Here is a 25,059-nt window from a genome sequence, read left to right as displayed (position 1 = left end):
AAAAACGGGAGGTTCGGCGTGTTCGTTGAACGTGCGCCACTTGTCGACTTAGTGTCCTGTTCGGAAGAGTCCAAGGAACAGGCACACTGGTAACCCTAAACTTCAGCGTTAGGGTTCGGGTCGGCGTTCGGACCGTCCCATTCGGCATCAGTCGTCGGATCGCGAGCGTGCGAGGCGACGACACGTAACTCGAGGCGAGAGGCCTTCGACGTGGCAGCACCGCAGAACTACCTCGCAGTCATCAAAGTCATCGGTGTCGGCGGCGGTGGTGTCAATGCCATCAACCGGATGATCGAGGTCGGTCTCAAGGGCGTCGAGTTCATCGCCATCAACACGGACGCGCAAGCTCTGTTGATGAGCGACGCCGACGTCAAGCTCGACGTCGGCCGCGAACTCACCCGCGGACTCGGCGCCGGAGCCAACCCGGCCGTCGGCCGCAAGGCCGCCGAGGACCACCGCGAGGAGATCGAGGAGGTCCTCAAGGGGGCCGACATGGTCTTCGTGACGGCCGGTGAAGGCGGCGGCACCGGCACCGGCGGCGCGCCCGTCGTGGCCAACATCGCCCGCTCGCTCGGAGCCCTCACCATCGGCGTGGTCACGCGCCCGTTCACCTTCGAGGGACGGCGCCGCGCCAACCAGGCCGAGGACGGCATCGCGGAACTCCGCGAAGAGGTCGACACCCTCATCGTCATCCCGAACGACCGGCTGCTGTCCATCTCGGACCGCCAGGTCTCCGTCCTCGACGCCTTCAAGTCGGCGGACCAGGTCCTGCTCTCCGGTGTTCAGGGCATCACCGACCTCATCACCACGCCCGGTCTGATCAACCTCGACTTCGCCGACGTCAAGTCCGTGATGTCCGAGGCGGGTTCCGCGCTCATGGGCATCGGCTCGGCCCGCGGCGACGACCGCGCGGTGGCGGCGGCCGAGATGGCGATCTCCTCGCCCCTCCTGGAAGCCTCCATCGACGGCGCCCGCGGCGTCCTGCTCTCCATCTCCGGCGGCTCCGACCTCGGCCTGTTCGAGATCAACGAAGCCGCCCAGCTGGTCAGCGAGGCCGCGCACCCCGAGGCCAACATCATCTTCGGCGCGGTCATCGACGACGCGCTCGGCGACGAGGTGCGGGTCACCGTGATCGCCGCCGGCTTCGACGGCGGTCAGCCGCCGGCCAAGCGGGACAACATCCTCGGCTCCACCTCCGCCAAGCCGCGCGAGGAGCCCGCGCCGGTACGGGCCGCCGAGAACCGTCCGTCCTTCGGCTCGCTCGGCAGCGTGACGCCGAAGGAGGCTCCGGAGCCCGCCCCGGAGCCGGTCAGCGAAATCCAGGTCGCTCCGCCGGTCCCGCCGTCCCGCTCCTACTCGGACAGCGCGGCCGAGGAGCTGGACGTGCCGGACTTCCTGAAGTGATAGGACATCGCTCCGAAACGAGCACCGTGAGCGGCGCGCACTTCGCCTTCACCGACCGGTGGGGCGGGGTGAGCGCCGTTCCGTACGAGGAGCTCAACCTCGGCGGAGCGGTCGGCGACGACCCCGACGCCGTACGGACCAATCGTGAACTGGCGGCCAAGTCGCTCGGACTCGACCCGGCCTTGGTCGTCTGGATGAACCAGGTGCACGGGCCGGACGTGGCGGTGGTCGAGGGACCGTGGCTCTCCTCGGAGATCCCGTCCGTCGACGCGATCGTCACCGCGCGGCGCGGGCTCGCCCTCGCCGTCCTCACCGCCGACTGCACGCCGGTCCTGCTGGCCGACCCGGTCGCCGGGATCGCGGCCGCCGCCCACGCGGGACGGCCCGGCATGGTCGCCGGGGTCGTCCCCGCCGCCGTACGGGCCATGGTGGAACTCGGCGCCGAGCCCGAGCGGATCGTCGCCCGCACCGGACCCGCCGTCTGCGGCCGGTGCTACGAAGTGCCGGACACGATGCGCGCCGAAGTCGCCGCCGTCGAGCCGGCGGCGTACGCCGAGACCAGTTGGGGCACTCCGGCGGTCGATGTGACCGCCGGAGTGCACGCGCAGCTGGAACGGCTCGGGGTGTGCGACCGGGCGCAGTCGCCGGTGTGCACGCTGGAGTCGGACGACCACTTCTCGTACCGACGGGACCGCACCACCGGGCGGCTCGCGGGCTATGTCTGGCTGGACTGATGGGGCATGAAGGAACGTAAGGCTCAACTCGCCGGAAATCTGGCGAAAGTGGAAGAACGCATCACGGCGGCGTGTGTGGCCGCCGGGCGCAAGCGCGAAGAGGTGACCCTGATCGTGGTCACCAAGACCTACCCCGCGAGTGATGTGCGGATCCTGTCGGAACTCGGTGTGCGCCATGTCGCCGAGAACCGGGACCAGGACGCGGCGCCCAAGGCCGCGGCTTGCTCGGATCTGCCCCTCTCGTGGCATTTTGTCGGTCAGTTGCAGACCAATAAGGTGCGTTCCGTGGTCGGTTACGCGGATGTGGTGCAGTCCGTCGACCGTTCCCGGCTTGTCACCGCCTTGTCGAACGAGGCGGTGCGGGTGGAGCGGGAGGTGGGCTGTCTCATCCAGGTCGCGCTGGACGCGGAGGAGAGCGGCCGGGGCGAGCGGGGAGGCGTGGGAGTCGGCGGAATCGAAGAGTTGGCCGACCTGGTCGCCCGGTCCGAGGGGCTCCGGCTCGACGGGCTGATGACCGTCGCCCCGCTCACCGGGGTGTACGCGGGGCGCCAACAAGCCGCGTTCGAGCGGCTGATGGATTTGTCGACTGCTATGCGCCGCACGCATCCGGCTGCGAACATGGTGTCTGCAGGGATGAGTACGGACCTCGAGCAGGCCGTGGCGGCCGGAGCGACACATGTGCGCGTCGGTACTGCGGTACTCGGAGTCCGACCCGGGCTCGGGTAACGTCGCCAAGAAGTCGGACCACAGCAGAAAATATGGTCATTACCGCCACTGGCGGGCATAACGACCTCGTGGATCGCGGGCACTTGGCAATTCGTCAGCCGATCCACCACAGAGCGGAGGACTCAGAGCATGGCCGGCGCGATGCGCAAGATGGCGGTCTACCTCGGCCTCGTGGAGGACGATGGGTACGACGGCAGGGGATTCGACCCCGATGACGAGTTCGAGCCCGAGCTCGATCCGGAGCCCGAGCGGGACCGTCGGCGGCACGAGCCGCCCCACCAGTCGCACCAGGCGCACCAGTCCCAACGGGACGAATCGGTACGAATGGTGCAGCCCCCCGCACAGCGCGATCCGGTGCCGCACTCCGCTTCGCTCTCTGCGGAATCCGGCCGTCCGGCGCGCATCGCGCCCGTGGCATCCATCACACAAGAACGCGCAAGCCTGGAGAAGAACGCACCGGTGATCATGCCCAAGGTCGTGTCGGAACGAGAGCCGTACCGGATCACCACGCTCCACCCGCGGACATACAACGAGGCCCGTACCATCGGGGAACACTTCCGTGAGGGCACCCCTGTGATCATGAATCTGACTGAGATGGATGACACAGATGCGAAGCGACTTGTCGACTTTGCGGCCGGTTTGGTGTTTGGTCTCCACGGCAGCATCGAGCGGGTGACGCAGAAGGTGTTCCTGTTGTCGCCTGCTAACGTCGATGTCACGGCGGAGGACAAGGCCCGCATCGCAGAGGGCGGGTTCTTCAACCAGAGCTGAGACGCAAGACCGGAGCCATCGGGAACAATGCACGGGAAACAGGGGAGAGGGAAGCACGGATCATGAGCGTGGTCGGGCAGGTTCTGTACATCGCGCTGATGTGTTTCCTCATCGTGCTGATTTTCCGGTTGGTCATGGACTACGTCTTCCAGTTCGCCCGCTCATGGCAGCCCGGCAAGGCGATGGTGGTCGTTCTTGAGGCCACCTACACTGTCACCGATCCACCGCTCAAGCTTCTGCGGCGGTTCATTCCGCCGCTGCGTCTCGGGGGCGTGGCGCTCGACCTGTCCTTCTTCGTACTGATGATCATCGTCTACATCCTGATCTCCGTCGTGAGCCGGCTGTGAACGATACGGTCTTGCCGAATGCCGACGACTACGTTGAGGTGAAGAGATGCCGTTGACCCCCGAGGACGTGCGGAACAAGCAGTTCACGACCGTCCGCCTCCGAGAAGGCTATGACGAGGACGAGGTCGATGCCTTCCTCGATGAGGTCGAAGCCGAACTGACGCGACTGCTCCGCGAGAACGAGGACCTGCGCGCCAAACTGGCGGCGGCCACGCGCGCGGCTGCGCAGAACCAGCAGCAGGGCATGCGCAAGCCGCCCGAGCAGCAGGATCAGCAGCAGGGCCCGCCGCAGGGTATGCGAGGTCCCGGCGCCCCCGTACCCGCCGGCATATCGGGCCCGCCGCAGCAGCAGATGGGTGGCCCCATGGGTGGTCCGCCCCAGCTGCCGAGCGGTGCGCCGCAGCTGCCCGCGGGACCCAGCGGGCAGGGCGGTCAGCAGGGTCAGGGCCCCATGGGTCCGGGCCCGATGGGTCAGGGCCCCATGGGTCAGGGGCCGATGGGCCAGGGTCCGATGGGTCAGGGCATGGGCCAGGGTCCGATGGGCCAGGGTCCGATGGGCCAGGGCCAGATGGGTCAGGGCATGGGCCAGGGTCCGATGGGCCAGGGTCCCGGCCAGCAGATGCAGCAGCAGATGCCCGGCCAGATGCAGCCGCCGCAGATGCAGCAGCAGATGGGCGGCCCGATGGGCGGACCCATGGGTGGCCCCATGGGCGGTCACGGCCCGCAGATGCCGCAGCAGGGCCCCGGTGGCGACAGCGCCGCGCGTGTCCTCTCGCTGGCCCAGCAGACCGCCGACCAGGCGATCGCCGAGGCCCGTTCCGAGGCCAACAAGATCGTCGGTGAGGCCCGCAGCCGCGCCGAGGGTCTCGAGCGCGACGCCCGTGCCAAGGCCGACGCGCTGGAGCGGGACGCCCAGGAGAAGCACCGTGTCGCGATGGGCTCCCTGGAGTCCGCCCGCGCCACGCTGGAGCGCAAGGTCGAGGACCTGCGTGGCTTCGAGCGCGAGTACCGCACTCGCCTGAAGTCCTACCTGGAGTCGCAGCTGCGCCAGCTGGAGACGCAGGCGGACGACTCGCTCGCCCCGCCGCGCACTCCGGCCGCGGCCTCCCTGCCCTCGCCCTCGGCGCCCTCGATGGCTCCGGCCGGCGCGAGTGCGCCGTCGTACGGCGGTCAGGGCATGGGCGGTGCTCCGGCACCGGCCGCGCCCTCCTACGGCGGGCAGCAGCAGATGTCGCCGGCGATGACCCAGCCGATGGCTCCGGTACGGCCGCAGGGGCCGTCGCCGATGCAGCAGGCCCCCTCGCCGATGCGTGGGTTTCTCATCGACGAGGACGACAACTGACGGCCTCTAGTACGCCTTAGGCGTCGGCAGCGTTCAGGGCGGAGCCCCGGCCACGCGACGGTAGTCGCATATGTACTGGCCCGGGGCTCCGCCCTTTTGCCGTGTTATTTGGGGCAAGCGTTCTGTTCCTTGGGGCATGTGTGCGGGGTACGCAACGCCGAAGGCCGGGGTCCACCAAGATCTTTGGTGGACCCCGGCCGGGTTCTTCGGCTGCGGGCCGGTGGGGGCGCGGAGTCCCTGGGGATGGGACGGGTAGGGGCGGCGGGGGTGAAGAACCTCCGCCGCCCGCTGCTACGCCTTGCGGAGGCGGAAGGTGAGGGACAGGCCCTCGTCGGTGAACGGGGCACCGTAGGTGTCGTCCGCCTCGCTCTGGGTGAAGTCCGTGGCGAGGACCTCGTCGGCGATGAGCTCGGCGTGCTCGCTCAGGGCTGCGATGACCGCCGGGTCCGTGGACGTCCAGCGCAGCGCGATCCGGTCGGCCACGTCGAGGCCGCTGTTCTTGCGGGCCTCCTGGATCAGCCGGATCGCGTCACGGGCGAGGCCCGCCTGCCGCAGCTCCTCGGTGATCTCCAGGTCGAGGGCGACCGTGGCACCCGAGTCGGACGCCACCGACCAGCCCTCGCGAGGGGTCTCCGTGATGATGACCTCGTCGGGGGCAAGCGTCACCGTCTCGCCGTCGACCGCCACCGAGGCCGTGCCCTCGCGCAGGGCCAGCGACAGCGCCGCGGCGTCCGTCTCGGCGATCGCCTTCGCCACCGCCTGGACACCCTTGCCGAAACGCTTGCCGAGCGCACGGAAGTTCGCCTTGGCCGTGGTGTCGACCAGCGAGCCCCCCACCTCGGACAGCGAGGCCAGGGAGGTGACGTTCAGCTCCTCCGTGATCTGCGCGTGCAGCTCGCCGTCGAGGGACTCGAAACCGGTCGCGGCGACCAGCGCCCGGGACAGCGGCTGGCGCGTCTTGACACCCGACTCCGCGCGCGTGGCACGGCCGAGCTCCACGAGCCGGCGGACGAGCACCATCTGCTTCGACAGCTCCGGGTCGATGGCGGACAGGTCCGCCTCCGGCCAGGAGGAGAGGTGCACGGACTCGGGCGCGCCCGGGGTCACCGGCGCGATCAGGTCCTGCCAGACCCGCTCCGTGATGAACGGGGTCAGCGGGGCCATCAGCCGGGTGACCGTCTCCACGACCTCGTGCAGCGTGCGCAGCGCGGCCTTGTCGCCCTGCCAGAAGCGGCGGCGCGAGCGGCGCACGTACCAGTTCGAAAGGTCGTCGACGAACGCCGAGAGGAGCTTTCCGGCGCGCTGGGTGTCGTACGCCTCCAGCGCCTGGGTCACCTGGTCGGTGAGCGCGTGGAGCTCGGAGAGCAGCCAGCGGTCGAGGACCGGGCGGTCCGCCGGGGCCGGATCGGCCTCGCTGGGCGCCCAGTCGGAGGTGCGGGCGTACAGGGCCTGGAAGGCGACCGTGTTCCAGTACGTGAGGAGCGTCTTGCGGACGACCTCCTGGATGGTGCCGTGCCCGACGCGACGGGCCGACCAGGGGGAGCCGCCGGCCGCCATGAACCAGCGCACCGCGTCCGCGCCGTGCTGGTCCATCAGCGGGATCGGCTGCAGGATGTTGCCCAGGTGCTTGGACATCTTGCGGCCGTCCTCGGCGAGGATGTGCCCGAGGCAGACGACGTTCTCGTACGAGGACTTGTCGAAGACCAGCGTGCCGACGGCCATCAGCGTGTAGAACCAGCCGCGGGTCTGGTCGATGGCCTCCGAGATGAACTGCGCCGGGTAGCGGCTCTCGAAGAGCTCCTTGTTCTTGTACGGGTAGCCCCACTGCGCGAACGGCATCGAACCCGAGTCGTACCAGGCGTCGATGACCTCCGGGACGCGGGTCGCCGTCTCTCCGCAGCCGTCCTGCGGGCACGCGAAGGTGACCTTGTCGATGAAGGGGCGGTGCGGGTCCAGGTTCGACTGGTCGGTGCCCGTCAGCTCGGTGAGCTCGGCGCGGGAGCCGACGCAGGTGAGGTGGCCCTCCTCACAGCGCCACAGCGGGAGCGGGGTGCCCCAGTAGCGGCTGCGGGACAGCGCCCAGTCGACGTTGTTGTTCAGCCAGTCGCCGAAGCGGCCGTGCTTGACGGACTCCGGGAACCAGTTGGTCTTCTCGTTCTCCTGGAGGAGACGGTCCTTGATGGCCGTGGTGCGGATGTACCAGGACGGCTGCGCGTAGTAGAGGAGCGCGGTGTGGCAGCGCCAGCAGTGCGGGTAGCTGTGCTCGTAGGGGATGTGCTTGAAGAGCAGCCCGCGGTTCTGGAGGTCTTCCGTGAGCTGTTCGTCCGCCTTCTTGAAGAAGACGCCGCCGACGAGCGGGACGGTCTCCTCGAAGGTGCCGTTCGGGCGGACGGGGTTCACCACCGGCAGTCCGTACGCCCGGCAGACCTTGAGGTCGTCCTCACCGAAGGCGGGGGACTGGTGGACCAGACCCGTGCCGTCCTCGGTCGTCACGTACTCCGCGTTGACCACGTAGTGGGCCTCGGCGGGGAACTCGACCAGCTCGAACGGACGTTGATACGTCCAGCGCTCCATCTCGGCGCCGGTGAAGGTCTCGCCGGTGGTCTCCCAGCCCTCGCCGAGCGCCTTCTCGACGAGCGGCGCGGCGACGACGAGCTTCTCCCCGCCGGAGGGGCCCTTCGTCGCGACGACGTAGGTGACCTCGGGGTGCGCGGCGACCGCGGTGTTGGAGACCAGCGTCCACGGGGTCGTCGTCCACACCAGGAGCGAGGCCTGGCCCGCGAGCGGACCGGAGGTGAGCGGGAAACGGACGTACACGGACGGGTCGACGACCGTCTCGTAGCCCTGCGCCAGCTCGTGGTCCGACAGCCCCGTCTCGTCGCGCGGGCACCACGGGGCCACGCGGTAGTCCTGGACCAGCAGGCCCTTGTTGAAGATCTCCTTGAGCGACCACCACACGGACTCCACGTACTCGGGGTCCATCGTGCGGTACGCGTCGTCCAGGTCGACCCAGTAACCCATGCGGTTGGTCAGGTCGGTGAAGGCGTCGGTGTGGCGGGTCACGGACTCGCGGCACTGGGCGTTGAACTCGGCGATGCCGTACGCCTCGATGTCCTGCTTGCCGGTGAAACCGAGCTCCTTCTCCACCGCCAGCTCCACGGGCAGGCCGTGGCAGTCCCAGCCGGCCTTGCGGGCCACGTGGTAGCCGCGCATGGTACGGAAGCGCGGGAAGACGTCCTTGAAGACGCGCGCCTCGATGTGGTGGGCGCCCGGCATGCCGTTCGCGGTGGGCGGGCCCTCGTAGAACACCCACTCGGGGCGACCCTCGGACTGCTCGAGGCTCTTGGCGAAGATCTTCTGCTCGCGCCAGAAATCGAGCACGGCGTGCTCGAGGGCGGGCAGGTCGACCTGGGCGGGCACCTGGCGGTACGTCGGCGTTGTCATCAGCGAGCTTCCTCCGGCGGACTTTCTGCCTTCCGTCCGGAGGGACGAGAGCCTGTGCAGCCACCTCGCAGCTGCTGCGGACGCCGTGCGCGGCGCGCTCCCGCGGTACCACCCTCCTTGGCTCCCCGGTGCGTGCTGTGCACCAGTGAGCCCCCTCATTGGGGTCGCGATGCCGGGTCTACTGACCGCTGCGCGCTCGCTGCGGCTTTCTTCCGGTGGCTCCGGGGTGATCTTCGCGTCGCGCTCGCCCCCGGGCTTCCACCGTCCCCGGGTCGCTCTTGGCTGCCTACGCCGCTACTCGTCCCCATCCACGCTTCTCGCTGCGCTCAGTGTACGGCGCCGCGCGGACAGCGGCCGACTGGTTTCCCGGGGTGCGGTGCCGGGGCCGGCCGGGCTGGTGCCGTGGCCTGCGAAGTGACCCGAATGGCGAGGCGTGGGCGTCCGGATCCTGGGACGCCCGGCCCGGCGGATTACCCGGCGGGGAGCTGGGCACAACGCATGCAGGTCGGCCGCGCGGGACCCGCGGGGCGTGCGAAAAGTAGGCGTGCCCCGTTGCCGCGGGCCGGAAGTCGATTTATCGTCCCAGCACGATTTGCGCGCAAAATCACAATATGTGAAGGGGCCGCGGCCATGGTGGCGAAAAAGACCGCCGTACAGCAGTCGGCGTCCGACAGATCCACGGGTCCGACGGCCAAGGACGTGGGTGGGAAGAAGAACGCACAGGGGGCACCGGGGGCGCGCGCGGCCAAGGCGGTGAAGACGACCACGAAGCCGGCCGCCAAAGGGACGGCCCAGAAGACGGCCGCTACGAAGGCCGCGGTAAAGGAGACGGTTGCTACGAAGGCGGCCACCAGCAAAACGGCCTCTACGAAGGGGGCCGACAGGGGAACGGCCGCTGCGGAGGAGGCTGCTCCGAAGACGGCCGTCAAGCAGTCTGCCGCCACGAAGACGGCCGTCAAGAAATCGGTGGCCAGGAAAGCCGTCGGGAAGGAGGTCGCGGCGGTGGATGCCGTCCCGGAGGACATGGGGGCGGCTCGGAGCGGCGCGGCGAAGGGGGGCGCCGAGAAGAGAGCCGCGGCGAGAGGTGCGGCGAAGAAGAACACCAGTGCGGCGAAGAGCACCGGTACGGCAAGGAAAAGCACCAGCAGGGCGAAGAAGGCGGTCGCTTCCGCGGCCGAAGGTGCGGCCCAGGCCGCGAAGACGACGGGAGCCACGACGGTGGTTGCGAAGAAGACTCCTGGCACGGCCACGGCGGCGCAGAACCCCACCGCGGTTCCCAAGGCGCGGATCGCCGCGGTGGAGCCCGGCGAGCTCGCGGTGCGCCCCGGTGAGGACCCCTGGACCCCGGAGGAGGTCGCGGAGGCGCGCGCGGAGCTGCAGTCCGACGCGCTGCGGCTGAGCGACGAGATCTCGTCGTCCGAGGAGGCGCTCGTCGGCCTGATGCGCGACTCCGGCGACGGCGCGGGCGACGATCAGGCGGACACCGGCGCGAAGAACATCACGCGCGAGCACGAGATGGCCCTCGCGGCCAACGCGCGCGAGATGCTGGAGCAGACCGAGCGGGCGCTGGAGCGGCTCGACGCGGGGACGTACGGGCTCTGCGAGAACTGCGGCAACCCGATCGGGAAGGCTCGTATGCAGGCCTTCCCGCGCGCCACCCTGTGCGTCGAGTGCAAGCAGAAGCAGGAACGCCGTTCGTGAACGACTCGGGAGGGCTACTGGGCACGTGGGCGCCGGGGGGTGTGCCGTACCCTCGTCCTCAGTCAGGCACCTAGGTCGAGGGACTCACTCACGTGGCAGAGGCGGAGCGCATCATCGGTACGCCGGATACCCCAGAAGCGGGGGGCGCCGAGCCGGAGCAGTCCGGCGTGGCCGGGACCGGGGCCCCGGCCGAGGGATCCAAGGGCAGGCGCAGGATCGCCGTCCTGTTCACGGTCGCCGCCCTGGCGTACGCCCTCGACCTGGTCAGCAAGCTGATCGTGGTCGCGAAGCTGGAGCACCACGCGCCGATCCAGATCGTCGGGGACTGGCTGAAGTTCGAGGCGATCCGCAACGCGGGTGCGGCCTTCGGCTTCGGTGAGGCGTTCACGATCATCTTCACGGTGATCGCCGCGGCGGTGATCGTGGTGATCGCGCGACTCGCGCGCAAGCTCTACAGCCTGCCCTGGGCGATCGCGCTAGGCCTGTTGCTGGGCGGTGCGCTGGGCAACCTGACCGACCGGATCTTCCGCTCGCCGGGCATCTTCGAGGGCGCGGTCGTCGACTTCATCGCGCCCAAGCACTTCGCGGTCTTCAACCTGGCCGACTCGGCGATCGTCTGCGGCGGCATCCTGATCGTGCTGTTGTCCTTCCGCGGGCTCGACCCGGACGGCACCGTCCACAAGGACTGAGGGCCGGCCCGCGGGCACTGATGTTCGGTCCGTGGTCCGGCGGTGTCCGACCCGTCCGGCATACTCGACGGGTGAGCACGATTCCCGAGATCCGTACCCTGTCCGTGCCCGACGGCCTGGAGGGCGAGCGCGTCGACGCCGCCATCTCCCGCATGTTCGGCTTCTCCCGCACGAAGGCCGCCGAGCTCGCCGCGGCGGGGAAGGTCACGGTCGACGGCTCGGTGGTCGGCAAGTCCGAGCGGGTGCACGGCGGCGCCTGGCTCGAGGTCGAGATGCCCCAGGCGCCCGCGCCGGTGCAGATCGTCGCCGAGCCCGTCGAGGGCATGGAGATCGTGCACGACGACGATGACGTGGTCGTGATCGTCAAGCCGGTCGGCGTCGCCGCGCACCCCAGCCCCGGCTGGTCGGGCCCGACCGTGATCGGGGGCCTCGCCGCCGCCGGGTACCGGATCTCGACCTCGGGCGCCTCGGAGCGCCAGGGCATCGTGCACCGCCTCGACGTGGGCACCTCGGGCCTGATGGTGGTCGCCAAGTCGGAGTACGCGTACACGTCGCTCAAGCGCCAGTTCAAGGAGCGCACGGTCGACAAGCGCTACCACACGCTCGTGCAGGGCCACCCGGACCCGACCAGCGGCACCATCGACGCGCCCATCGGCCGGCACCCGAACCACGACTACAAGTGGGCGGTCACGGCCGAGGGCAAGGCCTCGATCACGCACTACGACCTGGTCGAGGCGTTCCGTGCCGCCTCCCTGCTCGACATCAAGCTGGAGACCGGGCGCACCCACCAGATCCGCGTCCACATGGCGGCCCACCGCCACCCCTGCGTCGGCGACCTGACCTACGGCGCCGACCCCACGCTCGCCAAGCGGCTCGGTCTCACCCGGCAGTGGCTGCACGCGGTGCGGCTCGGCTTCGAGCACCCCGGGGACGGGCAGTGGGTGGAGTTCGGGAGTGACTACCCCGAGGACCTGCAGAAGGCGCTCGACCAGGTGCGCGAGGAGAGCTACGCATGACCCCCGGGTACGTGCTGCGGGTGGCCGAGGACGCCGCCGACCGCGAGGCGTGCTTCGCGGTGCGCAAGGAGGTCTTCGTCGGCGAACAGGGCGTCCCCGAGGACATCGAGTACGACGCCTACGACGCCGGCGCCCTGCACGTGCTGGCGGTCCGCGAGGACGGGGTGCCGCTGGGCACCGGGCGGCTCCTGTACGGCGCCCAGGCCGCCGCGAAGACCGACGGCGACCTGACGGTCGGCTCGCTCGGGCGGCTCGCCGTGACGAAGGCCGCGCGCGGGCTCGGCGTCGGCGTCGCCCTCGTACGGGCCATCGAGGACGCGGCACGCGCGCGTGGGCTCGCGGCGGTGGATCTGCACGCGCAGACGCATGCGCTGGGGTTCTACGAGCGGCTCGGGTACGTGGCGTACGGCGAGGAGTTCCTCGACGCCGGGATCGCGCACCGGGCGATGCGGCGCTCTCTTTAGCGGGGCCCGCCCGCGGCGGGCGCTCCCCCGCCCGCCCACCCTTCAGTGGCACGCTGGACGTCTGCTCGCTTGATCGTCGAGACCCCGTCGGAGCGCTGACCGTGGATCAGTTGGCCCTGTTGTTCGTGCTGCTGCTCGGGGCCGTGGTGAGCGTCCCGGTGGGGGACCGGTTCGGGCTGCCCGCTCCTGTGCTGATGACGCTCCTCGGGATCGCGCTGGCCGTGCCGGACTTCGTGCCCGAGGTGGACATCCCGCCGGCCCTGATCCTGCCCGCGCTGCTGCCGCCGCTGCTGTACGCCTCGGTGCGGCGCACGTCCTGGAGACAGTTCGCCGCCAACAAACGGCCGATCTTCCTGCTGGCCGTGGCGCTGGTGTTCGTCACCACCGCGGCCGTGGCCGTCGTCGCGGGCGCCATCGTGCCGGGGCTGCCGATCGCCGCCGCCGTCGCGTTGGGCGCGCTCGTGGCGCCGCCCGACCCGGTCGCCGCCACCGCCGTCGCGGGCCAGCTGGGGCTGCCGCGCCGACTGGTGTCGATCCTGGAGGGCGAGGGGCTCTTCAACGACGTCACGGCCATCGTGCTCTACCACGTGGCGATCGCCGCCGCCGTGAGCGGCACCTTCTCGCCATGGCGGGCCGGGCTGGACCTCGTGCTGTCCGCCGTCGTCGCGGTCGTCGTCGGGCTGGCGCTCGGGTGGGCGGCGAACAAACTGATGTCGGCACTCGGTGAGGCCACGCTGCAGATCGGGCTGACCCTGCTGGTGCCCTTCGCGTCGTACGTACTGGCCGAGGAGTTGCACGGGTCCGGGGTGCTCGCCGTGCTCACCACCGCGCTGTTCCTGGCGGAGTACGCCACCGATGCCGACGACGTCCTGACGCGGCTCGCCGGGTACACGTTCTGGGACGTGGTGGACACGCTCGTCACCGGGGTCGCGTTCGGGCTGATCGGGCTCGAACTGCACAACGCGATCAGGACGGCGTCGGGGCGGTGGGGCGAGATGCTCGGGTGGGCCGCCGCGATCGTCGCCGTCGTCGTGCTCGTACGGCTGGCGTGGCTGCTGCCGGCGACGTGGCTGACGAAACGGCTCCATGCGAAACGGGACTACGACGAGGAGATTCCCACCTCGTGGCGGGAGACCGTGGTGATGTGGTGGTCGGGGATGCGGGGGGTCGCGTCCGTGGCTCTTGCGCTGGCGATTCCGCTGAAGATGGACGACGGGTCGCCGTTTCCGGGCCGGGACGAGATCATCTTCATCGCGTTCGGGGTGATCATGGCGACGCTCGTGCTGCAGGGGCTCACGCTGCCGTGGCTGGTGCGGAGGCTCGGGGTGCGGGCCGACACGGATGTCGAGAAGGCGTTCGAGAAGGAGCTGGCGGTACGGGCGGCGAAGGCCGCGAAGCGCAGACTCAAGGAGATCGAGGAGGTCGAGGAGCTGCCGGAGGAGGTGTCCGAGCAGTTGCTGCGGCGGGCCTTCGACATCGGGACGCGGATCAGTCCGGATCTGGGGGACGAGGAGCGGAGGGAGGCGCATCAGCAGCGGGCTCGGCGGATCAAGCGGATTCGACGGATCCAGGGGGAGTTGTTGAGTGCGGCTCGGCATGAGGTGTTGTCCGCGCGGAGTGAGCCTGGGGCCGATCCGGAGATCGTGGACCGGGTGTTGCGGCATCTGGATGTGCGTAGCTTGCGGTGACGTTGTGCTGGGCCTGGGCTGAGTTTGTTCCTACGCCCGCGCACCGCCCGTTTCCACCCCGCTGACAAGTGACGGTCGCCTGTGGGGGTGATTCGTCGTCGGCGACTGCGGGGGAGAGGTGTACGGATACCTTGCGGTCTGCGGGTGGTGAGGGGCGGGGCCCCGAGGGGGGTCAGCCCAGGCCTGGGCCCGTTCGTGGGGGCTCGGGGGCGTGGGGGGTTCTCGGGCCGGTCACCGCGCCGTCGGTGTCGTCGTGGTCCGCCGGGCGGTGGGGATGGCCGTCGGGCCCGCCCGGGGGCAGGATGGCCTCCGCCGTGTTGACGCGGGGGAGGGCGTAGGGGTGCTCGTCGGTCAGCCAGCGGATCATGCGCTCGCGCACCGTGACCCGTACCGTCCAGATGTCGGCGGCGTCCTTCGCGGTGACCAGGGCGCGCACCTCCATGGTGTTGGGGGTCGAGTCGGTGACGGCGAGGCCGTAGTCGCGGCCGTCCCAGGCCGGGCACTCGCGCAGGATGTCGCGGAGTTGCTCGCGCATCGCCTCCACGGGCGCCGAGTGGTCGACGTGGAAGAAGACGATGCCGGTCATCTGGGGGGTGCCACGGGACCAGTTCTCGAAGGGCTTGGAGGTGAAGTACGAGACCGGCATGGTGATCCGGCGCTCGTCCCAGGTCCGTACCGTCAAGAAGGTCAGCGTGATCTCCTCGACCGTGCCCCACTCGCCGTCCACGACGACCGTGTCACCGAGGCGCACCATGTCGCCGAAGGCGATCTGCAGCCCGGCGAAGAGATTCGCCAGCGTCGACTGAGCGGCGACACCGGCGACGATGCCGAGGATGCCGGCCGAGGCCAGCAGCGAGGCGCCGGCAGCCCGCATCGCGGGGAACGTGAGCAGCATCGAGGCGGCCGCCACCACGGCGACGATCGCGGACACCACGCGCTGGATCAGCGTCACCTGCGTGCGCACCCTACGGACCCGCGCCGGGTCGCGGTGGGCGGCCGCGTAGCGGGTGTAGGAGGACTCGACGATCGCCGTCGCGATGCGGATCACCAGCCAGGCGGCGGACCCGATGAGGATCAGGGTCAAGGTGCGGCCGACGCCGACCCGGTGTTCCATCAGCAGCTTCGCCTGGTAGTACGAGCCGCGCAGCAGGGCCGCGAACAGCACCAGTTGGAAGGGGATCCGGGCGCGGCGCAACAAGCCCCAAAAGGGAGTCTCCCGCCGGGCGTCGGCCTGGTGCAGCAAGCGGTCCACGGCCCACCCGACGAGCAGCGTGAGCACGACCGAGCCACCGATGACGATCAGGGGACGCAGTACGTTCTCCATGTCTGAGACCGTAACCGGCCCGGGGCCGCCCTGAACATGCCGTCCGGCCGGCTAGCCCTCGATCCGGCGTTGTCAGTCCCGGCTGGCACGATGGGGCTCATGAACATCATGCTCTTTCACTCGACCTACGGGCTGCGGCCCGCGGTGCGCGCCGCGGCGGACCGGCTGCGTGCCGCGGGACACGAGGTGTGGACACCGGATCTCTTCGAGGGGCACACCTTCGAGACCGTGGAGGAGGGCATGGCCTTCAACGACGGGATCGGCAAGGAGGAGCTGCTCAAGCGTGCCGTCCTGGCCGCGGCACCCTACTCCGAGCGCGGCCTGGTGTACGCGGGGTTCTCGCTCGGCGCCTCCATCGCGCAGACCTTGGCGCTGGGCGACGAGAAGGCCCGCGGGCTGCTGCTCCTGCACGGCACGTCGGACATCGCCGAGAGCGCGTCGGTGGACGAGCTGCCGGTCCAGCTGCACGTCGCCGAGCCGGACGCGTTCGAGACGGACGACTGGCTGAGCGCCTGGTATCTGCAGATGCAGAGAGCGGGGGCGGATGTGGAGATCTACCGGTACGCGGGAGCCGGGCACCTCTACACAGACCCCGACCTGCCCGACTACGACGCGGAGGCGGCCGAGGCCACCTGGAAGGTGGCGCTCGGCTTCCTCGACAGCCTGTAGGCGCCTTTCGGCTCCGCTACGGGGTCACACCGGGTCGTACGTCCGCTCCACCTTCTGCGTGCCGCTGGGCGTGCGGTACGAACGGGCCCAGGACGACGTGGCGTTCGGGCTCGTGCGGTCCGAGATCACGTAGTAGTCCATCTGCGCCCGGTCCGCGGTGATGTCCAGGACGCCATAGCCGTGGCGGTCGGTGTCGACCCAGTGGACATGCCGGTTCGCGGCGCGGATCACCGGCGAGGCGATCGCCGACACGGTGCCCTCGGGGACCTTGACGATGTCGTCGAGGTTGTCGGAGGTCACCGAGGTGATGACGAACTCCGTGGCGGCGGACGCGGACAGCGGGTAGGTGCCGGCGTCCACGGGCACGTCGTTGGCCCACGACATGTGGATGTCGCCGGTCAGGAAGACGGTGTTGCCGATGGCGTTGGAGCGCAGGTGTGCCAGCAGTTCGCGGCGGTCGTCCGTGTAGCCGTCCCACTGGTCGGTGTTGAGGGCGATGCCCTCCTGGGGCAGGCCGAGCAGTTTGGCGAGCGGCTTCAGCAGGTCGGCGGAGAGCGAGCCGATCGCGAAGGGCGCGATCATCACCGAGTTGCCGACCAGCCGCCAGGTGGTGTCGGAGGCCTTCAGCCCGGCCTTCAGCCAGTCGAGCTGGGCCCGGCCCGTGATCGTACGGTCCGGGTCGTCGACCGTGCCGCTGCCCGTGGCCGCCTGCTGGGAGCGGAAGGAGCGCAGGTCGAGCAGGGAGAGATCGGCGAGCTTGCCGAAGCGCAGTCGCCGGTAGGTGGTGCCCTCGATCGCGGGGCGCACCGGCATCCACTCGAAGTAGGCCTGTTTCGCGGCGGCCTGACGTGCCGTCCAGGTGCCCTCGGCGCCCTCGGTGTGGTTGACCGCGCCGCCCGACCAGGCGTTGTCGGCGAACTCGTGGTCGTCCCAGATCGCCACGACCGGTGCCTTGTGGTGCAGGGCCTGGAGGTCCGGGTCGGTCTTGTAACGGCCGTGCCGGGTGCGGTAGTCGGCGAGGGTGATGATCTCGTTCGCGGGGGAGTGCGGCCGGACGACCGTGCCGCGCGCCGCGTACTCGCCGCTCTTGTACTCGTAGATGTAGTCGCCCAGGTGCAGCCAGGCGTCCAGGTCGCCGCGCGCGGCCAGGTGACGGTACGGGGCGAAGTAGCCCGCCTCCCAGTTGGCGCAGGTGACCACGCCGAAGCGCAGACCCCTCACGGCGGCGTCGGCGGCCGGGGCGGTGCGGGTGCGGGCGACGGGCGAGTCGGTGCCGCCCGCGGAGAAGCGGAACCAGTAGTCGGTGGCCGGTTCCAGGCCGCGGATGTCCGCCTTCACGGTGTGGTCGGAGGCGGCCGTCGCGGTGAGGGAGCCCTTGGCGACGACCGTGGTGAACGCCTTGTCCTTGGCGACGGTCCAGCTGACCTCGGTGTCCGGGCCGAGCCCGGAGCCGGGTATCGCCTCGGAGGTGGGCGTCACCCGGGTCCACAGCAGGATGCCGTTCGGGAGCGGGTCACCGGAGGCGACACCGTGCAGGAAGGCGGGCGCCTCGGCGGCGCGGGCCGGCAGGGCGGCCGCGAGCGGGGCGGCGAGGACGGCGGTGGCGGCCGCGGCCTTGACGACCGTACGGCGGCGGGGCGAGGGAGAGTTGAGGCCCTGGGATGCCTCGGATGATCTGTATCGACTGGTCACGACCGATCAGGTTACTGATCAGTATGCGCGAGAGCGGGCGAACCTCGAAAGTTCGCCCGCTCTTCATGCGGAGGCCGGATTCCCCGTTGGCGTCAGCCCTTGAGAGCCGCGTCCACCACCTTGTCGAAGTCGGCCACCGTCAGGAGCGGGGTGCCCCCGTTGAGCTGCTTGCCGTCCATGACGAAGCCCGGGGTGCCGGTCACGCCGTCCTTGTTGTCGTCGAAGGTCTTCGACATGGCCATCGCCCAGGCGTCGTAGGTGCCCTTCTTGACCGCGTTCTGGAACGCGGTGTTGCCCTTCAGCGCGGGAACGGTGTCGGCGACCTTGAGGAGGTAGGCGTCGTCCTTGAACTTGTCGGTCGTCTCGTCCGGGTGCCACTGCGTCGAGTACAGCGCGGTCTTGTACTCGAGGAACGCCTCGGGGCTGACGTTCAGCGCGGCGCCCAGGGCGCTCAGCGCGTTCTTGGAGCCCTGGCCGTTGTCCTTGTTGTCGATGAACGTGGCGCCGACGTACTGGAACTTGAACTTGCCGTCGTCGATGTCCTTCTTCACGGTCGAGCCGACGGTCTGCTCGAACTGGGCGCAGACCGGGCAGCGCGGGTCCTCATACACCTTGAGGGTCTTCTTGGCGGTGCTCTTGCCGATGACGACGGTGGTGCCCTTGGCGCCCGTGGTGTTGGCCGGGGCGACGACCTTGGCGTCCTTCAGGCCCGCCCAGTAGCTCGGCTTGTTGTTCTGCACAACCGCGTAGCCGACGCCGCCGGCTATCGCGAGGACGCCGACGATGGAGCAGGCCACGATGACCTGCCGCTTGATCTTGTCGCGCTTGGCCTGGCGCTCGCGTTCGAGGCGCAGCTTCTCACGCGCCGCCGACTTCGCCGCCAGGCTGTTCCGCTTGCTCATGTTGGTGATCTCCATGGGGGACGCGCACAGGTCGTACGCGGGATACGTATGGGGGACTGCTGGTGCTCAGGGGCTGTCGCTCAGGAGCGCTTGCTCAGGAAAGGTTGCTCAGGCGAAAGCGGCCGGGCGAGGCGGTCCGCGACGTCCCAGGGAGTGCACGAACAGGTGGGTACGGGCGCCCGCGCTCCGGCGCGCGGGGCACGGGAGCCGGCGTACCGGGGTGAGCCGTACGGTCACCGCGGCGACCGCGATCAGCAGGGGCCGGAAGGTGGCCGCGGCCACCGCGCGCAGCAACTGGTCCAGGGCCCGCTCGCCGCGGCGCAGCCAGGCGGCCGCGAGGAGCCCGACGGTGATGTGCGCGGCGAGCAGCAGCCAGGCGGCGGCCGGGTCGGCGTGCGCTAGCAGGGCCGCGGCGCGGTCGGGGCTACCGCCCGTCACGCGGGCCAGCGGGGTGCCCACGCTGCCGCCGCCGCACAGCACGTCGAGGCCGACCGAGCGCAGCGGACCCGCGACAGGGCCGCCCGCCCTGCCGTAACAGACGTGCTGGCCCGTGGTGAACACGGTGTCGGAGGCCAGCTCCAGCGGGATCAGCAGGGCCGCGATCCGGCCGAAGCCCCGCTCGCGGCCCGCCAGCGCGTACGCGATGACGAAGACCGCGGCGGCGATCGCCGCCACGGTGCCCAGCGGCAGCGCGACCCGGGACAGCAGCACGTGCGACGCGGTGGAGAGCGTCACGACGACAGCCGTGAACAGTGCCGCGCGCACGGCTCTGAGCTGGGTCCCGGATATGTCCATAGCGGAGCCGAGTGTCCCACGGGCTCCCGTAAGGGCCCCCTAAAGGATTCCTATGCGTTACGGGAGCGTTGTGAGTCCGTCGTCAGGGGTGCCTACAGGCCCGGAATCCGGCCGTTGCGGAACAGGTCGACGAAGATCTGGTGATCGGCACGCGCGCGTGCGCCGTAGCCGTGCGCGAAGTCCACCAGGAGGCCCGCGAAGCCGTCCTCGTCGGCGGCGATCGCCGCGTCGATGGCCCGCTCGGTGGAGAACGGGACCAGCTCCGAGTGGCCGCTCTCGTCGTCGGCCGCCGCGTGCATGGTGGCCGTGGCCCGGCCGAGGTCGGCGACGACCGAGGCGATCTCCTCCAGGTCGTCGATGTCGCCCCAGTCAAGGTCCACCGCGTACGGCGAGACCTCGGCGACGAGCTGGCCCGCGCCGTCCAGCTCGGTCCAGCCCAGCCACGGGTCGGCGTGCGCCTGCAGGGCGCGCTGGGAGATCACCGTGCGGTGGCCCTCGTGCTGGAAGTACTCGCGGATCGAGGAGTCCGTGATGTGCCGGGAGACGGCCGGGGTCTGGGCCTGCTTGATGTAGATCACGACATCGTTCTCCAGGGCGTCGCTGTTGCCCTCCAGAAGGATGTTGTACGAGGGCAGACCGGCCGAGCCGATGCCGATGCCGCGGCGCCCGACGACGTCCTTCACGCGGTACGAGTCCGGGCGGGCCAGGGAGGACTCCGGGAGCGTCTCCAGGTAGCCGTCGAAGGCGGCGAGGACCTTGTAGCGGGTGGCCGCGTCCAGCTCGATGGAGCCGCCGCCGGGCGCGAAGCGGCGCTCGAAGTCGCGGATCTCGGTCATCGAGTCGAGCAGCCCGAAGCGGGTCAGCGAGCGGGCGTCGCGCAGCGCGTCCAGGAGCGGGCCCTCGGCGGTGTCCAGCGTGAAGGGCGGCACCTCGTCGCTCTTGGCGCCGGTGGCCAGGGCGTGTACGCGCTCGCGGTACGCGGCCGCGTACACCTGCACGAGCTCGGTGATCTGGTCGTCGCTGAGCGCCTTCGCGTACCCGATGAGCGCCACGGAGGCGGCGAAGCGCTTGAGGTCCCAGGTGAAGGGGCCGACGTACGCCTCGTCGAAGTCGTTCACGTTGAAGATCAGGCGGCCCTGGGCGTCCATGTACGTGCCGAAGTTCTCCGCGTGCAGGTCGCCGTGGATCCAGACCCGGGAGGTGCGCTCGTCCAGGTACGGGCCGCCCCGCTTCGAGCCGAACCCGATGTCCGCGGTGAGGTCGTGGTAGAAGAGCGCCGCCGTGCCCCGGTAGAACGCGAAGGCGGAGGCCGCCATCTTGCGGAACTTGACGCGGAACGCGGCCGGGTCGGCGGCCAGGAGCTCGCCGAAGGCGGTGTCGAAGACGGCGAGGATCTGCTCGCCGCGTTGCTCGGCGCTGAGCTGCGGGACCGACATCGCTGGGTGCCTCCTGGTGCAGGTGGTGCGTGACATGGGGAAGGACGTGCCGTCCGCCAGGACGATTGTTTCCGTCCACGGATTCTTCCGTCCTCTCCCAACGGACGAAGGTGCGCGGGAGTGCCCGCGTGCCCGGGACGAAGGTACGCGCGCGCACCCGTGCCCCGCATGAAGGTACGGGTGATCCGCCCGCCCGTCACCCGACCACCACCCCTCATCGAGGCGCTTCGCGCCGCGGTGTCCGTCTCAAGTGTCAGTCCCGCGTCATAGACTTCGACGCTGTCCCCCCAGACTGTCCGCAGTCTGTCGACGATTGTTCTTCCTGGAGGCCGAAGCCGTGTCAAAGCCGCCGTTCACGCACCTGCACGTCCACACCCAGTACTCGCTGCTGGACGGTGCCGCGCGGCTCAAGGACATGTTCAATGCCTGCAATGAGATGGGCATGACGCACATCGCGATGAGCGACCACGGCAACCTCCACGGGGCGTACGACTTCTTCCACACGGCGAAGAAGGCGGGCGTCACGCCGATCATCGGCATCGAGGCGTACGTCGCCCCGGAGTCCCGGCGCAACAAGCGCAAGATCCAGTGGGGCCAGCCCCACCAGAAGCGCGACGACGTGTCCGGTTCGGGTGGTTACACGCACAAGACGATCTGGGCGGCCAACAGGACGGGTCTGCACAACCTCTTCCGGCTCTCCTCGGACGCGTACGCCGAGGGCTGGCTGCAGAAGTGGCCCCGCATGGACAAGGAGACCATCTCCCAGTGGTCCGAGGGGCTCATCGCCTCCACCGGCTGCCCCTCCGGAGAGCTCCAGACCCGCCTTCGCCTCGGCCAGTACGACGAGGCCCTGAAGGCGGCCTCCGAGTACCAGGACATCTTCGGCAAGGACCGCTACTTCCTGGAGCTGATGGACCACGGCATCGAGATCGAGCGCCGGGTCCGCGACGGACTCCTGGACATCGGCAAGAAGCTCGGCATCCCGCCCCTGGTGACGAACGACTCGCACTACACGTACGCGCACGAGGCGACCGCCCACGACGCCCTGCTGTGCATCCAGACCGGCAAGAACCTCTCCGACCCGGACCGCTTCCGCTTCGACGGCACCGGTTACTACCTGAAGTCCACGGACGAGATGTACGCCGTCGACTCCTCGGACGCCTGGCAGCAGGGCTGCGCCAACACCCTCCTGGTGGCCGAGCAGATCGACACCTCCGGCATGTTCGAGGCGAAGAACCTCATGCCGAAGTTCGACATCCCGGACGGCTTCACCGAGGTCACCTGGTTCAAGGAGGAAGTCCGGCTCGGCATGGAGCGCCGCTTCCCCGGCGGCGTCCCCGAGGACCGCCAGAAGCAGGTCGAGTACGAGATGGACGTCATCATCCAGATGGGGTTCCCGGGGTACTTCCTCGTCGTCGCCGACTTCATCATGTGGGCCAAGAAGCAGGGCATCGCGGTGGGCCCGGGCCGTGGTTCGGCGGCCGGTTCGATCGTCGCGTACGCCATGGGCATCACCGACCTCGACCCGATCCCGCACGGTCTGATCTTCGAGCGGTTCCTGAACCCCGAGCGCGTCTCCATGCCCGACGTCGACATCGACTTCGACGAGCGCAGGCGCGTCGAAGTGATCAGGTACGTGACCGAGAAATACGGCGCCGACAAGGTCGCCATGATCGGCACCTACGGAAAGATCAAGGCGAAGAACGCCATCAAGGACTCCGCGCGCGTGCTGGGCTACCCGTACGCGATGGGCGACCGCCTCACCAAGGCCATGCCCGCCGACGTCCTCGGCAAGGGCATCGACCTCAGCGGCATCACCGACTCCTCGCACCCGCGCTACAGCGAGGCCGGCGAGATCCGGGCGATGTACGAGAACGAGCCGGATGTGAAGAAGGTCATCGACACCGCCAAGGGCGTCGAAGGCCTGGTCCGGCAGATGGGCGTGCACGCCGCCGGCGTCATCATGTCCAGCGAGCCCATCGTCGACCACGCCCCGGTCTGGGTGCGGCACACGGACGGCGTGACGATCACGCAGTGGGACTACCCGCAGTGCGAGTCGCTCGGCCTGCTGAAGATGGACTTCCTCGGCCTGCGCAACCTGACGATCATGGACGACGCCGTCAAGATGGTGAAGTCCAACAAGGGTATCGACCTCGACCTGCTGGCCCTCCCGCTCGACGATCCGACGACCTTCGAGCTGCTCCAGCGCGGTGAGACCCTCGGCGTCTTCCAGTTCGACGGCGGCCCCATGCGCTCGCTGCTGCGCCTGATGAAGCCCGACAACTTCGAAGACATCTCCGCCGTCTCGGCGCTCTACCGTCCCGGCCCCATGGGCATGGACTCGCACACGAACTACGCGCTCCGCAAGAACAAGCTGCAGGAGATCACTCCGATCCACAAGGAGCTGGAGGAGCCCCTCCAGGAGGTCCTGGCGGTCACCTACGGCCTGATCGTGTACCAGGAGCAGGTGCAGAAGGCCGCCCAGATCATCGCCGGGTACTCGCTCGGCGAGGCCGACATCCTGCGCCGCGTGATGGGCAAGAAGAAGCCCGACGAGCTCGCGAAGAACTTCACCATCTTCCAGGCCGGCGCCCAGAAGAACGGCTACAGCGACGAGGCGATCCAGGCCCTGTGGGACGTCCTGGTCCCCTTCGCCGGCTACGCCTTCAACAAGGCCCACTCGGCCGCGTACGGCCTGGTCTCGTACTGGACCGCCTACCTGAAGGCGAACTACCCCGCCGAGTACATGGCGGGCCTGCTCACCTCGGTCAAGGACGACAAGGACAAGTCCGCGATCTATCTGAACGAGTGCCGGCGCATGGGCATCAAGGTACTGCCGCCCAACGTCAACGAGTCGGTGCACAACTTCGCCGCCCAGGGTGACGACGTCATCCTCTTCGGCCTTGAAGCCGTCCGTAACGTCGGTACGAACGTGGTCGAGTCGATCATCCGCAGCCGCAAAGCCAAGGGGAAGTACGGCTCCTTCCCGGACTACCTCGACAAGGTCGAGGCGGTCGCCTGCAACAAGCGCACCACGGAGTCGCTGATCAAGGCGGGCGCGTTCGACACGATGGGGCACACCCGTAAGGGCCTCACCGCGCAGTTCGAGCCGATGATCGACAACGTGGTGGCGGTCAAGCGCAAGGAGGCCGAGGGCCAGTTCGACCTCTTCGGCGGGATGGGCGAGGAGGAGACCAGCGAGCCCGGTTTCGGACTCGACGTCGAGTTCACCACCGACGAGTGGGACAAGGCCTATCTGCTCGCCCAGGAGCGGGAGATGCTCGGCCTGTACGTCTCCGACCACCCGCTCTTCGGCCTGGAACACGTCCTGTCCGACAAGGCCGACGCGGGCATCGCCCAGCTCACCGGAGGTGAGCACGCGGACGGCGCGGTCGTCACCATCGGCGGCATCATCTCGGGCCTCCAGCGCAAGATGACCAAGCAGGGCAATGCCTGGGCCATCGCCACGGTGGAGGACCTCGCGGGCTCCATCGAGTGCATGTTCTTCCCGGCGACGTACCAGCTGGTGTCGACCCAACTCGTCGAGGACGCCGTCGTCTTCGTCAAGGGACGCCTCGACAAGCGCGAGGACGTGCCGCGGCTGGTCGCGATGGAGCTCCAGGTCCCGGACCTGTCGAACGCGGGCACCAACGCACCCGTGATCCTCACGATTCCGGCGCTCAAGGTCACCCCGCCCATGGTCAGCCGCCTCGGCGAGATCCTCGGCCACCACAAGGGCGACAGCGAGGTGCGCATCAAGCTCCAGGGCCCCCGCAAGACCACGGTGCTCCGGCTCGACCGGCACCGAGTGAAGCCGGATCCGGCGCTGTTCGGTGACCTGAAGGTGCTGCTCGGCCCGTCCTGCCTGGCGGGCTGACGCACGGACCGGCCGGCTGACAGAAGCAGCGGGCCGGC

The 25,059-nt window shown here is 69.4% G+C and carries 19 protein-coding genes; 13 read left to right on the top strand and 6 right to left on the bottom strand.

Features of this window, described 5'->3' with window-relative positions; translation table 11 throughout:
* Positions 1 to 210 precede the first annotated feature (210 nt).
* The 6 genes from ftsZ (at position 211) to OG747_RS11390 (ending at position 5,324) form a co-directional block, all read left to right on the top strand.
* On the top strand, positions 211 to 1,404 hold the full coding sequence (gene ftsZ / locus OG747_RS11415; protein ID WP_405879197.1) for a cell division protein FtsZ: 1,194 nt from the start codon (positions 211 to 213) through the stop codon (positions 1,402 to 1,404).
* Between the two features lie 26 nt (positions 1,405 to 1,430).
* Positions 1,431 to 2,138 carry a peptidoglycan editing factor PgeF gene (gene pgeF, locus OG747_RS11410; RefSeq protein WP_405879196.1) on the top strand — a complete coding sequence of 236 codons (708 nt, stop codon included), beginning with the start codon at positions 1,431 to 1,433 and terminating at the stop codon, positions 2,136 to 2,138.
* A gap of 6 nt (positions 2,139 to 2,144) precedes the next feature.
* Entirely contained in the window at positions 2,145 to 2,864 is a 720-nt protein-coding gene (locus tag OG747_RS11405; RefSeq protein WP_405879195.1) for a YggS family pyridoxal phosphate-dependent enzyme, read from the top strand.
* A gap of 129 nt (positions 2,865 to 2,993) precedes the next feature.
* The gene (locus tag OG747_RS11400) at positions 2,994 to 3,635 is read left to right on the top strand and encodes a cell division protein SepF (protein WP_405879194.1); all 642 of its coding nucleotides are present in this window, start codon (positions 2,994 to 2,996) and stop codon (positions 3,633 to 3,635) included.
* A gap of 62 nt (positions 3,636 to 3,697) precedes the next feature.
* Positions 3,698 to 3,982 carry a YggT family protein gene (locus OG747_RS11395; protein WP_028803186.1) on the top strand — a complete coding sequence of 95 codons (285 nt, stop codon included), beginning with the start codon at positions 3,698 to 3,700 and terminating at the stop codon, positions 3,980 to 3,982.
* A gap of 46 nt (positions 3,983 to 4,028) precedes the next feature.
* Entirely contained in the window at positions 4,029 to 5,324 is a 1,296-nt protein-coding gene (locus OG747_RS11390) for a DivIVA domain-containing protein (protein ID WP_405879193.1), read from the top strand.
* Between the two features lie 291 nt (positions 5,325 to 5,615).
* Here the strand turns inward: OG747_RS11390 and ileS are convergent, their stop codons facing one another.
* Positions 5,616 to 8,768, bottom strand: a complete 3,153-nt coding sequence (gene ileS, locus OG747_RS11385) for an isoleucine--tRNA ligase (protein ID WP_405879192.1) — start codon at positions 8,766 to 8,768, stop codon at positions 5,616 to 5,618.
* A gap of 630 nt (positions 8,769 to 9,398) precedes the next feature.
* On the opposite strand from ileS, the gene OG747_RS11380 reads away from it, so the two are divergent.
* The 5 genes from OG747_RS11380 (at position 9,399) to OG747_RS11360 (ending at position 14,326) form a co-directional block, all read left to right on the top strand.
* Positions 9,399 to 10,469 carry a TraR/DksA C4-type zinc finger protein gene (locus tag OG747_RS11380; protein ID WP_405879191.1) on the top strand — a complete coding sequence of 357 codons (1,071 nt, stop codon included), beginning with the start codon at positions 9,399 to 9,401 and terminating at the stop codon, positions 10,467 to 10,469.
* A 92-nt stretch (positions 10,470 to 10,561) separates the two neighbouring features.
* Positions 10,562 to 11,158: a signal peptidase II gene (gene lspA / locus OG747_RS11375; protein WP_405879190.1), complete on the top strand. Its 597-nt coding sequence runs from the start codon at positions 10,562 to 10,564 to the stop codon at positions 11,156 to 11,158.
* A gap of 71 nt (positions 11,159 to 11,229) precedes the next feature.
* Positions 11,230 to 12,174 carry an RluA family pseudouridine synthase gene (locus OG747_RS11370; protein ID WP_405879189.1) on the top strand — a complete coding sequence of 315 codons (945 nt, stop codon included), beginning with the start codon at positions 11,230 to 11,232 and terminating at the stop codon, positions 12,172 to 12,174.
* Positions 12,171 to 12,638: a GNAT family N-acetyltransferase gene (locus tag OG747_RS11365; protein WP_405879188.1), complete on the top strand. Its 468-nt coding sequence runs from the start codon at positions 12,171 to 12,173 to the stop codon at positions 12,636 to 12,638. The genes OG747_RS11370 and OG747_RS11365 overlap by 4 nt, the downstream gene beginning before the upstream one ends.
* 101 nt (positions 12,639 to 12,739) lie before the next feature.
* A complete protein-coding gene (locus OG747_RS11360) occupies positions 12,740 to 14,326 on the top strand; it encodes a Na+/H+ antiporter (RefSeq protein ID WP_405879187.1) in 1,587 nt (528 codons plus the stop codon).
* A gap of 172 nt (positions 14,327 to 14,498) precedes the next feature.
* Here the strand turns inward: OG747_RS11360 and OG747_RS11355 are convergent, their stop codons facing one another.
* Positions 14,499 to 15,650 carry a mechanosensitive ion channel family protein gene (locus OG747_RS11355; RefSeq protein WP_405879186.1) on the bottom strand — a complete coding sequence of 384 codons (1,152 nt, stop codon included), beginning with the start codon at positions 15,648 to 15,650 and terminating at the stop codon, positions 14,499 to 14,501.
* Positions 15,651 to 15,749: 99 nt separating this feature from the next.
* On the opposite strand from OG747_RS11355, the gene OG747_RS11350 reads away from it, so the two are divergent.
* Complete coding sequence (locus OG747_RS11350; RefSeq protein ID WP_405879184.1) at positions 15,750 to 16,319, top strand: dienelactone hydrolase family protein; 570 nt, start codon at positions 15,750 to 15,752, stop codon at positions 16,317 to 16,319.
* 24 nt (positions 16,320 to 16,343) lie between these two features.
* Here the strand turns inward: OG747_RS11350 and OG747_RS11345 are convergent, their stop codons facing one another.
* The 4 genes from OG747_RS11345 to OG747_RS11330 form a co-directional block, all read right to left on the bottom strand.
* Positions 16,344 to 18,011 carry an alkaline phosphatase D family protein gene (locus OG747_RS11345; RefSeq protein ID WP_405879183.1) on the bottom strand — a complete coding sequence of 556 codons (1,668 nt, stop codon included), beginning with the start codon at positions 18,009 to 18,011 and terminating at the stop codon, positions 16,344 to 16,346.
* Between the two features lie 92 nt (positions 18,012 to 18,103).
* Positions 18,104 to 18,913, bottom strand: a complete 810-nt coding sequence (locus tag OG747_RS11340; RefSeq protein ID WP_405879182.1) for a thioredoxin domain-containing protein — start codon at positions 18,911 to 18,913, stop codon at positions 18,104 to 18,106.
* A 108-nt stretch (positions 18,914 to 19,021) separates the two neighbouring features.
* Complete coding sequence (locus tag OG747_RS11335) at positions 19,022 to 19,708, bottom strand: hypothetical protein (protein ID WP_405879181.1); 687 nt, start codon at positions 19,706 to 19,708, stop codon at positions 19,022 to 19,024.
* A 92-nt stretch (positions 19,709 to 19,800) separates the two neighbouring features.
* Positions 19,801 to 21,144, bottom strand: coding sequence for a DUF2252 domain-containing protein (locus OG747_RS11330; protein WP_405879180.1), 1,344 nt, complete (start codon positions 21,142 to 21,144; stop codon positions 19,801 to 19,803).
* A 337-nt stretch (positions 21,145 to 21,481) separates the two neighbouring features.
* On the opposite strand from OG747_RS11330, the gene dnaE reads away from it, so the two are divergent.
* Complete coding sequence (dnaE, locus tag OG747_RS11325; protein ID WP_405879179.1) at positions 21,482 to 25,021, top strand: DNA polymerase III subunit alpha; 3,540 nt, start codon at positions 21,482 to 21,484, stop codon at positions 25,019 to 25,021.
* Positions 25,022 to 25,059 lie beyond the last annotated feature (38 nt).

The organism is Streptomyces sp. NBC_01384, assembly GCF_045040035.1.
Classification (GTDB): domain Bacteria; phylum Actinomycetota; class Actinomycetes; order Streptomycetales; family Streptomycetaceae; genus Streptomyces.
Note: the sequence above shows the minus strand (reverse complement) of the source record. Positions and strands in the feature narration are given on the sequence as shown.